At 58.3% G+C, this 13,862-nt stretch carries 13 protein-coding genes; 8 read left to right on the top strand and 5 right to left on the bottom strand.

Annotated features, from left to right (window positions below; all coding sequences use genetic code 11):
- The first annotated feature begins 244 nt into the window (after positions 1–244).
- The 3 genes from aat to infA all read left to right on the top strand — a co-directional run bounded on the left by aat (position 245) and on the right by infA (position 2,007).
- Entirely contained in the window at positions 245–925 is a 681-nt protein-coding gene (gene aat, locus ACP7BX_RS14635) for a leucyl/phenylalanyl-tRNA--protein transferase (RefSeq protein ID WP_426160774.1), read from the top strand.
- Between the two features lie 55 nt (positions 926–980).
- Positions 981–1,688: an arginyltransferase gene (locus ACP7BX_RS14630; protein ID WP_016975530.1), complete on the top strand. Its 708-nt coding sequence runs from the start codon at positions 981–983 to the stop codon at positions 1,686–1,688.
- Positions 1,689–1,788: 100 nt separating this feature from the next.
- Positions 1,789–2,007, top strand: a complete 219-nt coding sequence (gene infA, locus ACP7BX_RS14625) for a translation initiation factor IF-1 (RefSeq protein WP_002553999.1) — start codon at positions 1,789–1,791, stop codon at positions 2,005–2,007.
- Positions 2,008–2,133: 126 nt separating this feature from the next.
- Here infA and clpA read toward each other — a convergent pair whose 3' ends face one another.
- Together clpA and clpS are read right to left on the bottom strand one after the other, a co-directional pair.
- Positions 2,134–4,404, bottom strand: a complete 2,271-nt coding sequence (gene clpA / locus ACP7BX_RS14620) for an ATP-dependent Clp protease ATP-binding subunit ClpA (protein WP_033896823.1) — start codon at positions 4,402–4,404, stop codon at positions 2,134–2,136.
- A gap of 29 nt (positions 4,405–4,433) precedes the next feature.
- Complete coding sequence (clpS, locus tag ACP7BX_RS14615) at positions 4,434–4,802, bottom strand: ATP-dependent Clp protease adapter ClpS (RefSeq protein WP_005789091.1); 369 nt, start codon at positions 4,800–4,802, stop codon at positions 4,434–4,436.
- 224 nt (positions 4,803–5,026) lie between these two features.
- Here clpS and cspD point away from each other — a divergent pair, with 224 nt between their 5' ends.
- Positions 5,027–5,341, top strand: a complete 315-nt coding sequence (gene cspD, locus ACP7BX_RS14610; protein WP_426160773.1) for a cold shock domain-containing protein CspD — start codon at positions 5,027–5,029, stop codon at positions 5,339–5,341.
- An 80-nt stretch (positions 5,342–5,421) separates the two neighbouring features.
- Here cspD and icd read toward each other — a convergent pair whose 3' ends face one another.
- Positions 5,422–6,678 (bottom strand): NADP-dependent isocitrate dehydrogenase, encoded by a 1,257-nt coding sequence (gene icd / locus ACP7BX_RS14605; RefSeq protein ID WP_110624458.1) that lies wholly within the window; start codon positions 6,676–6,678, stop codon positions 5,422–5,424.
- Between the two features lie 493 nt (positions 6,679–7,171).
- Here icd and ACP7BX_RS14600 point away from each other — a divergent pair, with 493 nt between their 5' ends.
- The gene (locus ACP7BX_RS14600) at positions 7,172–9,397 is read left to right on the top strand and encodes an NADP-dependent isocitrate dehydrogenase (RefSeq protein ID WP_426160772.1); all 2,226 of its coding nucleotides are present in this window, start codon (positions 7,172–7,174) and stop codon (positions 9,395–9,397) included.
- Positions 9,398–9,454: 57 nt separating this feature from the next.
- Here ACP7BX_RS14600 and ACP7BX_RS14595 read toward each other — a convergent pair whose 3' ends face one another.
- Together ACP7BX_RS14595 and ACP7BX_RS14590 are read right to left on the bottom strand one after the other, a co-directional pair.
- Entirely contained in the window at positions 9,455–10,327 is an 873-nt protein-coding gene (locus tag ACP7BX_RS14595) for a LysR family transcriptional regulator (RefSeq protein ID WP_426160771.1), read from the bottom strand.
- Positions 10,328–10,398: 71 nt separating this feature from the next.
- On the bottom strand, positions 10,399–11,376 hold the full coding sequence (locus tag ACP7BX_RS14590) for a DMT family transporter (protein ID WP_314528419.1): 978 nt from the start codon (positions 11,374–11,376) through the stop codon (positions 10,399–10,401).
- A 175-nt stretch (positions 11,377–11,551) separates the two neighbouring features.
- Between ACP7BX_RS14590 and ACP7BX_RS14585 the strand changes: the two genes are divergently transcribed.
- The 3 genes from ACP7BX_RS14585 to hflD are packed head-to-tail and all read left to right on the top strand — an operon-like array spanning position 11,552 to position 13,802.
- The gene (locus ACP7BX_RS14585; RefSeq protein WP_426160769.1) at positions 11,552–11,998 is read left to right on the top strand and encodes an NUDIX hydrolase; all 447 of its coding nucleotides are present in this window, start codon (positions 11,552–11,554) and stop codon (positions 11,996–11,998) included.
- 59 nt (positions 11,999–12,057) lie between these two features.
- Complete coding sequence (gene mnmA, locus ACP7BX_RS14580) at positions 12,058–13,182, top strand: tRNA 2-thiouridine(34) synthase MnmA (protein ID WP_426160768.1); 1,125 nt, start codon at positions 12,058–12,060, stop codon at positions 13,180–13,182.
- The gene (gene hflD, locus ACP7BX_RS14575) at positions 13,179–13,802 is read left to right on the top strand and encodes a high frequency lysogenization protein HflD (protein ID WP_033896832.1); all 624 of its coding nucleotides are present in this window, start codon (positions 13,179–13,181) and stop codon (positions 13,800–13,802) included. The genes mnmA and hflD overlap by 4 nt, the downstream gene beginning before the upstream one ends.
- Positions 13,803–13,862 lie beyond the last annotated feature (60 nt).

The raw sequence follows: 13,862 nt of genomic DNA, 5'->3' as shown, positions 1-13,862 counted from the left end.
TCTTTGCTGACAAAGGCTTATGCGCTGTTTTTATCAATCCAGGCAAGCTTGGCAAATGGCCTGCATGGCACAGACCCGATTACGACCACGTCGCCGGCACAGAGTTGCAGAAACACCTGCTCACGCTAATCCACCTCAATAGCCGATTCGGGCTGGCCCGATGGCGCCGTGTCGACAATAATCAGCACTGCGCAGACAGGTGTCATACCTGCCACTCCCCTCCCCTTCCGTAAGCCTGGATGCCATGCTGACCTGGTTACAACGCGACTCACTGACATTCCCTCCCCTGGCCAAGGCCATGCGCGAACCCAATGGGCTGCTGGCGGCTGGCGGCGATCTTTCGGCCGAACGCCTGGTGCAAGCCTATCGCCATGGCTGCTTCCCGTGGTTTTCGGAGGGTCAGCCGATCCTCTGGTGGTCGCCCGACCCGCGCACTGTGATATTCCCCGACGAGCTGCATGTCTCCCGCAGCCTGGGCAAGCTGTTGCGCCAGCAGCGCTACACCGTGACCTTCGATCAGGATTTTGCCGCCGTCATCCAGGCCTGCGCCGCACCGCGCGCCTATGCCGACGGCACCTGGATCACCGAAAGCATCCAGAGCGCTTACCTGGAACTGCACCAGCGCGGCTACGCGCATTCGGTGGAGGTGTGGGAAGACGGCAAGCTGGTGGGTGGCTTGTATGGCTTGGCGATGGGCCAGCTGTTTTTTGGCGAGTCCATGTTCAGCCGCGCCGACAACGCCTCGAAGTTCGGCTTTGCCACGCTGACCCGCCAGCTACAGGAATGGGGTTTTGTATTGATCGACTGCCAGATGCCCAACGATCACCTCCACAGCCTGGGCGCCCGCGCCATATCCCGCAGCGACTTCGCAGGTTTCCTGCGCGACCATCTGGATCAGCCCAGCGCTGGACCGTGGGTTTCCTAGGCGACTTCCGCGCTCCTGGCTTACACTTATTTCAAAGCTTATCCGAGGGTTGATCATGACCGAGTTGGCGCGTTTGAAGTTTTATGCCACTCAACCCCACTCTTGTAGCTATCTGCCCGACGAGCAGGCCACCACACTGTTCCTCGACCCCAGCCAGCCTATGGACGTGCATGTGTATGCCGACCTGTCGGAGATGGGCTTTCGGCGCAGTGGCGATCATCTGTACCGGCCTCATTGCCAGAACTGTAATGCCTGCGTCCCGGCACGCATCCCTGTGGCGCAGTTTCTGCCGGACCGTAACCAGAAACGCATCCTCAAGCGCAATGCCGACCTGACGGTGATGCCGGCCAAGCCACGCTTCACCGAAGAATATTTCGACCTTTACCAGCGCTACATCGAAGAGCGCCATGCAGACGGCGATATGTTTCCACCCAGTCGCGACCAATTCTCCACGTTCCTGGTACGCGACCTGCCCTTTTCACGCTTCTATGAATTTCGCGCCGACGGCCGGTTGGTGGCAGTGGCCGTGACCGATTTGCTGCCTAACGGCCTGTCGGCGGTCTACACCTTCTACGAGCCTGCCGAAGAGCGTCGCAGCCTGGGACGCTTTGCAATCCTCTGGCAAATTGGCGAAGCACTGCGCCTGGAACTGGAGGCGGTGTACCTCGGCTACTGGATCAAGAACTGCAAAAAGATGAACTACAAGACCCAATATCGGCCCATAGAACTGCTGATTAATCAAAGATGGGTCGTGCTTAACTAGAACCCCTTGGCTTAAACACCCTTTTTCGGGCACAATGCACGCCGCTTTTGCCTGGCGCAGTTGCACCGGGCCATTCACTGGATACCGAGGGCTTTACTGCATGTCGAAAGAAGACAGCTTCGAAATGGAAGGCACTGTCGTCGACACCCTGCCCAACACCATGTTTCGTGTGGAGTTGGAAAATGGGCACGTCGTAACCGCGCATATCTCCGGCAAGATGCGCAAGAACTACATTCGTATTCTTACCGGTGACAAAGTGCGCGTCGAGCTGACGCCCTATGACTTGAGCAAAGGGCGCATCACTTACCGCGCTCGCTAAGCAAGTCAATACAAGACGCCCGGTTATGCCGGGCGTTTTTGTATGCGCGCTATTTGACAATCACCACAGTCCCCACAGACAGCAAAAAGGCGCCTTTCGGCGCCTTTGCTTTATTGCAGCTATCGATCAGGCCATTTCAGCCGTGGTTTCGAACTCGAAGGTCAGCTCGCCATCCTTCAGGTCGATGTGCACCACGCCGCCATGGTCGGAAAGTTCGCCGAACAGGATCTCTTCGGCCAATGGCCGCTTGATCTTGTCCTGGATCAGACGCGCCATTGGGCGTGCACCCATTGCCGCATCGTAGCCACCCTCGGCGATCCAACTGCGCGCCGCTTCCGTGACATCCAGCTGCACGCGCTTGTCTTCCAACTGCGCCTGAAGCTCGGTGAGGAACTTGTCCACCACGCTTTTGATGACCTCATGACTGAGGCGACCAAACTGGATGATGGTGTCCAGGCGGTTGCGGAATTCCGGCGTGAAGCTCTTCTTGATCACTTCCATCGCATCGGAAGAGTGATCCTGATGGCTGAAGCCGATCGAAGCCCGGGCGGCCGTTTCGGCACCGGCGTTGGTGGTCATGATCACGATCACGTTGCGGAAGTCCGCCTTGCGCCCGTTGTTGTCGGTCAGAGTCCCGTGGTCCATCACCTGCAACAGCAGGTTGAAGACTTCCGGGTGGGCCTTCTCGATTTCATCGAGCAGCAGCACGCAATGCGGTTGCTTGGTGATCGCCTCGGTCAACAGACCACCCTGGTCGAAGCCAACATAGCCCGGAGGCGCACCGATCAGGCGCGACACGGTGTGACGCTCCATGTATTCGGACATGTCGAAACGCACCAGCTCAATGCCCATGGCCTTGGCCAACTGCCGCGCCGCTTCGGTCTTGCCGACGCCGGTCGGGCCGGCGAACAGGAACGAACCAACCGGTTTGTCCGGCGACTTGAGGCCCGCACGCGACAACTTGATCGCGGTGGACAGCGCATCGATGGCCGCATCCTGACCGAACACGGTCAGCTTGAGGTCACGCTCCAGGTTACGCAGCAGCTCCTTATCGGAACTGTTGACGTGTTTAGGCGGAATCCGCGCGATCTTCGCCACAATGTCCTCGACCTGAGGCACATCAATGCGCTTCACACGCTTCTCGACCGGCTGCAGGCGCTGGTAGGCACCCGCCTCGTCGATCACGTCGATGGCCTTGTCCGGCATGTGTCGGTCATTGATGTACCGCGACGCCAGCTCAGCAGCCGAACGCAGGGCCTCATCGGTGTACTCGATGCCATGGTGCGCTTCGAAACGCCCCTTGAGCCCACGCAGGATGCCGATGGTGTCTTCAACCGAAGGCTCGGACACGTCGACCTTCTGGAAGCGACGCGCCAGGGCACGGTCTTTTTCGAAGATGCCGCGAAATTCCTGGAACGTGGTCGAACCGATGCAACGGATATCACCCGACGACAGCAACGGCTTGAGCAGGTTGGAGGCGTCCATCACCCCCCCGGACGCCGCACCGGCGCCAATGATGGTGTGGATTTCGTCGATGAACAGGATCGCCTGCGGGCGTTTTTTCAGCTCGCCGAGCAGCGCCTTGAAGCGCTTCTCGAAATCGCCACGGTACTTGGTCCCGGCGAGCAACGCGCCCAGGTCCAGGGAGTAGACGACACTGTTGGCCAGCAGGTCCGGCACCTGGTTATCCACGATGCGCTTGGCCAGGCCTTCGGCAATCGCGGTTTTACCCACGCCCGCCTCACCCACCAGCAACGGGTTGTTTTTGCGACGACGTGCAAGGATCTGCGCTACGCGCTCAACTTCGAGCTCACGCCCCACCAACGGATCGATCCGCCCCTGGCGCGCCAGTTCGTTGAGGTTGCTGGCATAGGCATCCAGTGGATTGCCCGAAGAAGAAGACTCACCGCCCTCGTCGTCCTGCATATCCTGCTCACCCTCGGAATGATCGCCGTGCCCAGGCACCTTGGAGATACCGTGGGCGATGTAGTTGACGACATCGATACGGGCAACGCTCTGCTGTTTGAGCAGGAACACTGCCTGGCTTTCCTGTTCGCTGAAAATCGCCACCAGCACATTGGCGCCTGTGACTTCACGCTTACCGGAGCTCTGAACATGGAACACGGCACGCTGAAGCACCCGCTGGAAGCCCAGGGTTGGCTGGGTTTCACGGTCTTCATCGTGGACTGGAATAAGGGGTGTCGTGGAGTCGATAAACTCCTGCAGGTCATGCTTGAGTTTGTCGAGGTTGGCGCCGCACGCACGCAAAACGGTGGCGGCAGCTTCATTGTCCAAAAGTGCCAACAGCAGGTGTTCGACGGTCATGAATTCATGACGCTTCGAACGAGCCTCCTTGAAGGCAAGATTGAGGGTGACTTCGAGCTCGCGGTTTAACATAGCTTCACCTCATACCCAAGTGGTCGGCGTTAACCGTCCTTCTCGATTTCACAGAGTAGCGGATGCTGGCTTTCCCTGGCGTACTGGTTGACCTGCATGGCCTTTGTCTCGGCGATGTCGCGGGTAAACACTCCACATACTGCCCGTCCTTCTGTGTGAACGGCCAGCATTACCTTGGTCGCCAACTCGCGGTTCAGGTTAAAAAACACCTCGAGCACTTCGACCACGAAATCCATCGGTGTGTAGTCATCATTGAACAAAACCACCTTGTACATCGGCGGCGCCTGTAAGGCAGGCTTGGCCTCCTGAACAGCAATGCCTGCAGAACCGTCGTCATCATGTTCCTGATCCGGTCGATCCTGATTGAATGTTAGTCGAATCTGGCTGTTTGCATGCATGGAAAGAAAGGTTCGTCAGTGGTTCAAATACAGTGGTGGGGGCGACCTGTCAGAATTTCAACTCTGACCGACTGGTCGCCTTGACTATCGGCGAAACGGTGTTACAACCAATAGAACCCACAGTGGGTAAAAAAGGTCCGCGCAGTCAACCTTATTTATTCGGGTTAGGACGGATAAACTGGATGATACTCCAGTGATGGAGTCTGGTGCAGAGGGATATGGGTATGTCTGGCGTCAAGATCAAAGGCAAGGTCAAATGGTTCAACAATGCCAAGGGGTACGGTTTTATCAACGAAGAAGGTAAATCGGATGACCTCTTCGCGCATTACTCAGCGATCCAAATGGACGGATACAAAACGCTGAAGGCGGGCCAGGAAGTGAGCTTTGAAATCATTCAAGGACCAAAAGGCTTGCATGCAGTAGGTATCTGCAACCCCTGCAACGCTGGAGACCGCGACCACGCAAAGCACGAAGCATCCCGCGACGACAAAAAAACTGCAGACAAAGCCATAAAAGGCAAAGAAAAAGAAAAGGCCTGACATTCGGCCAAGCAAATGCACTGCAAAAAAAAACGGCCCTCCCGAACAATCAGGAGGGCCGTTTTTTATGCCTAACCCTCCTACATATGCGAAATCAACGCATCACCAAAACCCGACGACGACACCAGCTTCGCGCCATCCATCAAGCGCTCGAAGTCGTACGTCACAGTCTTGGCCGAAATCGCGCCATTGGTGCCCTTGATGATCAAATCCGCCGCCTCGGTCCAACCCATGTGCCGCAACATCATCTCGGCCGACAGAATCAACGACCCCGGATTCACCTGATCCTTGCCCGCATACTTAGGCGCAGTACCATGGGTCGCTTCGAACATCGCCACGGTGTCCGACAGGTTCGCACCCGGCGCAATACCGATACCGCCCACCTCCGCCGCCAAGGCGTCGGACAGGTAATCACCGTTCAGATTAAGCGTCGCGATCACGTCGTACTCAGCCGGACGCAACAGGATTTGCTGGAGCATGGCATCGGCAATCGCATCCTTGACCACCACGTTCTTGCCGGTCTTGGGGTTCTTGAACTGCATCCACGGGCCGCCATCCAGCAGCGTCGCGCCAAATTCTTCAGCTGCCACTTCATAGGCCCACTCCTTGAAGGCCCCTTCGGTGAACTTCATGATGTTGCCTTTATGCACGATGGTCAGCGAGTCGCGGTCGTTATCCACTACATATTGCAGGGCTTTACGCGCCAGACGCTGGGTCCCCTCTTTAGAGACCGGCTTCACGCCAATTCCGCAATCCTGGTCGAAACGGATCTTGGTCACGCCCATTTCTTCCTTGAGGAACTTGATCACCTTGATCGCCTCGGGCGAACCGGCCTTCCACTCGATCCCGGCGTAAATGTCTTCGGAGTTTTCACGGAAGATGGTCATGTCCACATCGCCAGGCTTCTTTACCGGGCTGGGTACGCCTTCGAACCAACGCACCGGGCGCAGGCACACATATAGATCGAGTTGTTGGCGCAGGGCCACGTTCAACGAACGGATGCCGCCGCCGACGGGTGTGGTCAGCGGCCCCTTGATGGAAACCACGTAATCCTTGACCGCATCCAGGGTTTCCTGAGGCAGCCAGGTGTCCTGGTCGTAGACTTGAGTCGCCTTTTCGCCGGCATATACCTCCATCCAGGAGATCTTGCGCTTGCCGCCGTAGGCCTTTTCAACAGCTGCATCGACTACCTTGATCATCACCGGGCTGATGTCGACGCCGATACCGTCACCTTCTATATAAGGGATGATCGGTTGGTCAGGAACATTGAGAGAATGGTCTGCATTGACGGTGATTTTGTCGCCGACTGCCGGAACCTGAATCTTCTTGTATCCCATGCTGAACTCCATCTATGGATTGAACATCTGGCTGCGTTCGAGCCTACTCCAGATAAATGGCGACTGAAACCTCACGCCATGCTCATCTGCATCGAAAACAGCATAATTTGTCGCCTACAAGCCTGAAAGCAAAGGCAAAATCGCCAATCTTGAGCATATCGTGCGACTTTGGCAGCAACCTGGGCCCTGCGACCTTTAGACCAATGGACGACACACCTTTTGTATGAAGGCTCGGCGTAAGCATAGCGACCTATGTATAATGCCGCCGCTGACCAAAGAGTCACGACGGTTGACCGCTCTAGACAGAAGCCCTCAGCCAGAAAGCAGGACTATTACAATAGTCCAAACGCTTGACGCTCGACTGATGCAACCCAACATCACCGCGAAGAAACCTCGACATTTCGCTCATGGATGACTTTGAACGAACGCGCTCCACCCGGCGCATCTCGAGTTTCTGCGCACGCTTTCAGCAAAGAAGAGAGTTAATCCGAATATGCCCACCCGCTCGAAGATCATCTACACCTTCACCGACGAAGCCCCGGCCCTCGCCACCTATTCACTGCTGCCTATCGTAGAGGCCTTCACCGCTTCCGCTGATATTGCCGTGGAAACCCGCGACATCTCCCTCGCCGCGCGCATCCTCGCAAGCTTCCCCGAGCAACTGGGCGCCAAGGCTATCCCGGACCACCTCGCCGAACTGGGCGACCTGGCCGTTACGCCTGAAGCCAACATCATCAAGCTGCCTAACATCAGCGCCTCGACCCCGCAGCTGCAAGCCGCGATCAAGGAACTGCAGGCCCAGGGCTACGCCCTGCCGGACTACCCGGAAACCGTAACCACCGACGCGGAAAAAGAAACCCGTGCACGTTACGACAAGGTCAAGGGCAGCGCCGTGAACCCGGTACTGCGCGAAGGCAACTCCGACCGCCGCGCACCGCTGTCGGTCAAGAACTATGCACGCAAGCACCCGCACAAGATGGGCGCTTGGGCTGCCGACTCCAAGTCGCACATCGCGCACATGAACAACGGCGATTTCTACGGCAGCGAAAAAGCCGTACAGATCGAAGCCGCTGACGCCGTGAAGATCGAGCTGATCGCCCAAGACGGCACCGCCACCGTACTGAAGGAAAAGACTTCGGTACAGGCCGGCGAGATCATCGACACCGCCGTACTGAGCAAGAAAGCCCTGCGCGCGTTCATCGCCGCTGAAATCGAAGACGCCAAGAAGCAAGGCGTGCTGCTGTCGGTCCACCTGAAAGCCACCATGATGAAGGTCTCCGACCCGATCATGTTCGGCCAGATCGTTGCCGAGTTCTATAAAGACGCCCTGACCAAGCACGCCACCGTGCTGGAACAGATCGGCTTCAACCTGAACAACGGCATCGGCGACCTGTACGCTCGTATCAAGGCCCTGCCGGCCGACCAGCAAGCGCAGATCGAAGCTGACATCCAGGCCGTTTACGCGGCTCGCCCTTCCCTGGCGATGGTCAACTCCGACAAAGGCATCACCAACCTGCACGTGCCGAGCGACGTCATCGTCGACGCCTCGATGCCGGCCATGATCCGTGACTCCGGCAAGATGTGGGGCACCGACGGCCAGCTGCACGACACCAAGGCCGTGATCCCGGATCGCTGCTACGCCACCATCTACCAAGCAGTCATCGAAGACTGCAAGGCCAATGGCGCCTTCGACCCAACCACCATGGGCAGCGTGCCAAACGTTGGCCTGATGGCGAAGAAAGCCGAAGAGTACGGCTCCCACGACAAGACGTTCCAGATCAAGGCTGACGGCGTAGTCCGCGTCACCGACAGCAAGGGCAACCTGCTGATGGAACAGAAAGTCGAAGCCGGCGACATCTTCCGCATGTGCCAGACCAAAGACGCGCCGATCCAGGACTGGGTCAAACTGGCCGTCAACCGCGCCCGCGCCAGCAACACGCCGGCTATTTTCTGGCTGGACCCTAAGCGTGCTCACGACGGCGTCGTGGTCGAGAAAGTTCAGGCTTACCTGAAAGACCACAACACCGAAGGCCTGGACATCCGCATCATGTCGCCGGTCGACGCGATGAAGTTCACCCTGGAGCGTACCCGCAAGGGCCTGGACACCATCTCGGTGACCGGTAACGTGCTGCGCGACTACCTGACCGACCTGTTCCCGATCATGGAACTGGGCACCAGCGCCAAGATGCTGTCCATTGTGCCGCTGATGAACGGCGGTGGCCTGTTCGAAACCGGCGCCGGCGGTTCGGCTCCAAAGCACGTGCAACAACTGGTGGAAGAAAACTTCCTGCGCTGGGATTCCCTGGGCGAGTTCCTGGCCCTGGCCGCTTCCCTTGAGCATTTGGGTGTGACGTACAACAACCCGAAAGCCCTGGTACTGTCCAAGACCCTGGACCAGGCCACCGGCCAGTTCCTCGACAACAACAAGTCGCCATCGCGCAAAGTCGGCAACATCGACAACCGCGGCAGCCACTTCTACCTGGCGCTGTACTGGGCTCAAGCCCTGGCCGCCCAGAGCGAAGACACTGCACTGCAAGCGCAGTTTGGCGAACTGGCCAAGACCCTGACCGCGAACGAAGCGACCATCGTCGCCGAGCTCAACGCCGTACAGGGCAAGCCAGTGGATATCGGTGGCTACTACGCGCCGAACCCGGAGCTGACCAGCAAGGCCATGCGCCCAAGCAACACCCTCAATGCGGCGATTGCCAAGTTGAAGTAAGGTTGTGAGGTGACATCACAAACCCCGGCCTGGTGCCGGGGTTTGTGTTTTTAGCATTCATGCAGCGCCGTATTCCTCGCGCCACGCCGCCTCGATAATTGCTAACAACTGAGACCTGTACCAAGGCTCCCAGCCCACCCTCTGCTTAAGCTCCACACCAAATCCGGGCAACGCCGGAAAATGCGCGAGCGCGTCCAGTTTATTCAAGCCCTGCACTTGGGCAAACCAAGGCAGAAGCGTCACGCCAACCCCTGCGTGGACCGCCGAACGCAACGACATCAGGTCTTCACACTCGTACACACAGCGCCACCTGACCCCACTTTCTTCAAGGCGTCGAATCGCCAGACTCCTGAACACGCAAGGCGCCTTGAACAGGGCCAGCGCTACTTCCTGACCAGCCACCAGGGCCGCCCCACGCTCCCCACCCAGCCATACCAACGAAAGCTCGTGCAAAGACCGTCCAGCGACTTTTTGCAACTCGTCAATCATCAGGCAAATATCGAGGCGCCCTTCATTAAAAGCGTCCGCGAGCACGGCGGACCGCGCCACCTTGACCACGATTCGCACCGCTGGCAATTCAAGCGCGACAGCAGGGATAACGCGCTGCAAGAGCTCATCGCTGAAATACTCTGGAATACCCAGCGTCACGGACTCCTGACTGCGACTGACATCAAACAGGCCCCCCACCTTATCGTTGATGCCAACCATCTGCTGGGCGTAGCCGGTCAGGCGCTCGCCCTCAAGCGTGAGCAACACTTGACGGTTGTCGCGAGCAAAAAGCTCGACACCCAGCAAATCCTCCAACCGCCGAATCTGCTGACTGATCGCCGGCTGAGTCAGGCTCAGCGCCTGCGCAGCCCGAGTAAAACTACCCAACTCAGCGACCTTGAGAAAACTGCGCAGCGACTGAATATCAAGATTGACTCTCATGACACACCAATGCGAGTGAGTAAATACGCCAAACATTAATGCAAGGCACCTGGCATTTCTGTCAACACCACTCACTTCGCCCGCAAATGATTCATCAAATAAACCCCAACCGCCGAAACAACAAACCCCACAATCGCCACCGCACTCGGGACTTCACCCAACACTAGCGACGCCATGATCTGCGTGACCGCCGGAATAACATGAAACAAGTTAGTCGCCTTACTTGCCTCCCCCCGGCGAATCATCAAATACAGCAGCGTTAGCGCCCCAACGGAGTTCATCAACGTGATCCAGGCTATCGACGCTGCAAATGGCGCCCATTCGGTCACGCGCATGGTTTCGGTGGTGTAGGCCAGCAGCAACATAACCAGCGACGCGACAACCATCTGAATGAAGCAGCCCACCCACAGGTTCACGCCACCCAGAAAGCGCTTCTGATAGAGCGTGCCGAGTGTGATACCTAGCAACGCCAGGCCCACTGCGCCATATCCGGCTAGTGACGCCTCGGTGCCGAAAAGGCTGCTGGCTACGACAATAACCACACCGCCGACGCCCAGGATGGACCCCGGCAGGTCGCGCCAACTCAATTGCTCACCTAAAAAGAAAAAAGCGCCGATCACGACAAATACCGGCATCAGCCCGACGATCAGCGCGGCTTGCCCTGCTGGAACGCCCTGACTGATGCCGGTGTACAAGCCACCGAACTGCAACGCCTGCAGAAGCAGCCCAACTGCAGCAGCGTGGAGGTAAGGCGTCAGCTTTTTCGGCCATTCAGCTTTAATCGCAAGTGCAACTCCCAGGAAAACCAGCGCCGCCAGGGCAAATCGGTAGAACGTCATGGTGAACGGCTCGCCATAACGCACGCCGAAGGCGCCGCCGATATAACCGGAACTCCACAGCAGAATGAAGGCAATGGGTAGCGGCGAGGTGAGACGTACTTCGTAGCTTTTGTGGGCAACCGGACTCATGGCACTCTCCAAATTGACTTGAAGAGGTAAACTGCGCCAGGCCCTGGCATCCGTAAAATCATAAAATGTCAGGCGCATCATGCAGAACGCTTATGCAGACTTCCTGAAGAAACCCAATCAAAATGTGGGAGCTGGCTTGCCTGCACTAGCTGTCTGCCAGCTGATACAGCTGCAACTGAACCACCGCCATCGCAGGCAAGCCAGCTCCTCACACACCGACTGAGTTTCTCCAGCCACATCATCCTCGAGGCCGCTTATGACCTGGCAACCCCACATCACCGTCGCCACCATCGTCGAAGACAACGGCCGCTTCCTCATGGTCGAAGAACTCAAAAACGGCCGCGCCGTGCTCAACCAGCCGGCCGGCCACCTCGATCCGCATGAAACCCTCACCGAGGCCGCCATCCGCGAAACCCTCGAAGAAACCGGCTGGGACGTCGAAGCCACCGGCATCGTCGGCATTTACCTCTACACCGCCCCCAGCAACGGCGTGACTTATCAAAGAGTCTGCTTTATCGCCAAAGCCCTGAAACACCACCCAGACTATCAACTCGACGAAGGCATCCTCCGCGCCCGCTGGCTGACCCGTGACGAACTGATGGAACTGCGCAACGACTGGCGCAGCGAGCTGATCATCCGCTGCATCGACGATTATCTGGCCGGCCAGCGCCACAGTCTCGAATTGATCCGCCCTTCTCTTTAGCCTTGAAGGCCTGAGCCTGATAGAATCGCGTCCTTTTTCAAGACACCCGTTGAAACCCTATGCGTGATCCAGCCCCTTCTGACACACAAAAGAAGCGCGTCATCGTCGGCATGTCCGGCGGCGTGGATTCTTCCGTTTCCGCCGTTCTGCTCATGGAGCAGGGTTATGAGGTGGAAGGCCTGTTCATGAAGAACTGGGAAGAAGACGATGGAACGGAATACTGCACCGCCATGGACGACCTGGCGGACGCCCAGGCCGTGTGCGACAAGATCAGTATCAAGCTGCACACCGCCAACTTCGCCGCCGAGTACTGGGACAACGTGTTCGAGCACTTCCTGGCCGAATACAAGGCCGGTCGCACGCCGAACCCGGACATCCTGTGCAACCGTGAAATCAAGTTCAAAGCGTTCCTCGACTACGCCATGATGCTCGGCGCCGACCTGATCGCCACTGGCCACTACGTACGCCGCCGCGATATCGATGGCCGCACCGAACTGCTCAAGGGCCTGGACCCGAACAAGGACCAGAGCTACTTCCTGCACGCCGTCGGCGGTGAACAGATCGCCAAGACCCTGTTCCCGGTGGGCGAGCTGGAAAAACCCGAAGTGCGCAAGATCGCCGAGAAACACGGCCTGGCCACCGCCAAGAAGAAGGATTCCACCGGGATCTGCTTTATCGGCGAGCGCCGCTTCAGCGACTTCCTCAAGCAGTACCTGCCGGCGCAACCGGGCGAAATCCACACCACCGAAGGTGAAGTCATCGGCCGCCACCATGGCTTGATGTACCACACCATCGGCCAACGCCAGGGCCTGGGCATCGGCGGTTTGAAAGACGCCGGTGAAGAGCCGTGGTACGTGCTGGTCAAGGACCTGGAAAACAACGTGCTGATCGTCGGCCAAGGCAACGAGCATCCGTTGCTGTTCTCCGGCGCCCTGCTCGCTTCGGAAATCTATTGGGTCAACCCGATCGACCTGAGCACCCCGCGCCGCCTGACCGCCAAAGTGCGCTATCGCCAGAGCGACCAACCCTGCACCCTGGAAAAAACCGCCACCGGCTACCGCGCTACCTTCGATGACCCGCAACGCGCAGTCACGCCTGGCCAGTCCGTGGTGTTCTACGACGGTGAAATCTGCCTGGGCGGCGGCGTGATCGAAGTGGCCGAAGCCTGGAGCAAATCGGCATGAGCCCGACCCAGGAGCAATTGACGGCGCTGGGCGGGGTCTTTCTCGCCGCCGTGCTGGTGGACAAGATCGCCAAGACCGGCCAGGTCACCGAAGCCGGCCTGACCTGCATGCTCGGCAGCCTGCTGATCCGCGACCCCAAGGATACCCTGGAGGTCTACGGCGGCGACGATATCGCACTGCGGGAAGGTTACCGCGCGCTGATCGGCGCCCTTGAGCGCGACCCGAGCACCTTGCAGCGCGAGCCGTTGCGCTATGCGCTGTCGATGCTCGGCCTTGAGCGTCAGTTGGCCAAGCGCGACGACCTGCTGGAGGTCATCGGCAAGCGTTTGCCACAGATTCAATCCCAGGTGGAACACTTCGGCCCGGCCCACGAAAACGTGATCGCGGCCTGTGGCGCGCTGTACCAGGACACCCTGAGCACCTTGCGCCAACGCATCCAGGTGCACGGCGACATGCGCAACCTGCAGCAACCGAACAACGCCTCGAAAATCCGTGCCCTGCTCCTGGCCGGTATTCGTTCGGCGCGATTGTGGCGTCAGTTGGGCGGTCATCGTTGGCAGCTGGTGATCAGCCGCCGCAAATTGCTCAAAGAGCTTTACCCGTTGATGCGCAACGAATAAGTCGCACCGACAGGCTATTTTCAAGCCGTTACGCGTAATACGCCGGTCAGTTGGCGACGG

It is taken from the genome of Pseudomonas sp. DWP3-1-3b3 (assembly GCF_049896305.1).
Lineage (GTDB): Bacteria > Pseudomonadota > Gammaproteobacteria > Pseudomonadales > Pseudomonadaceae > Aquipseudomonas > Aquipseudomonas azotoformans_A.
This window is presented reverse-complemented; position numbering and strand designations above follow the sequence as displayed.

Coding starts and splice junctions, on each gene's coding strand:
- aat (WP_426160774.1), top strand. CDS start 245: ATGCTGACCTGGTTACAACGCGACTCACTGACATTCCCTCCCCTGGCC.
- ACP7BX_RS14630 (WP_016975530.1), top strand. CDS start 981: ATGACCGAGTTGGCGCGTTTGAAGTTTTATGCCACTCAACCCCACTCT.
- infA (WP_002553999.1), top strand. CDS start 1,789: ATGTCGAAAGAAGACAGCTTCGAAATGGAAGGCACTGTCGTCGACACC.
- clpA (WP_033896823.1), bottom strand. CDS start 4,404: ATGTTAAACCGCGAGCTCGAAGTCACCCTCAATCTTGCCTTCAAGGAG.
- clpS (WP_005789091.1), bottom strand. CDS start 4,802: ATGCATGCAAACAGCCAGATTCGACTAACATTCAATCAGGATCGACCG.
- cspD (WP_426160773.1), top strand. CDS start 5,027: ATGTCTGGCGTCAAGATCAAAGGCAAGGTCAAATGGTTCAACAATGCC.
- icd (WP_110624458.1), bottom strand. CDS start 6,678: ATGGGATACAAGAAGATTCAGGTTCCGGCAGTCGGCGACAAAATCACC.
- ACP7BX_RS14600 (WP_426160772.1), top strand. CDS start 7,172: ATGCCCACCCGCTCGAAGATCATCTACACCTTCACCGACGAAGCCCCG.
- ACP7BX_RS14595 (WP_426160771.1), bottom strand. CDS start 10,327: ATGAGAGTCAATCTTGATATTCAGTCGCTGCGCAGTTTTCTCAAGGTC.
- ACP7BX_RS14590 (WP_314528419.1), bottom strand. CDS start 11,376: ATGATGCGCCTGACATTTTATGATTTTACGGATGCCAGGGCCTGGCGC.
- ACP7BX_RS14585 (WP_426160769.1), top strand. CDS start 11,552: ATGACCTGGCAACCCCACATCACCGTCGCCACCATCGTCGAAGACAAC.
- mnmA (WP_426160768.1), top strand. CDS start 12,058: ATGCGTGATCCAGCCCCTTCTGACACACAAAAGAAGCGCGTCATCGTC.
- hflD (WP_033896832.1), top strand. CDS start 13,179: ATGAGCCCGACCCAGGAGCAATTGACGGCGCTGGGCGGGGTCTTTCTC.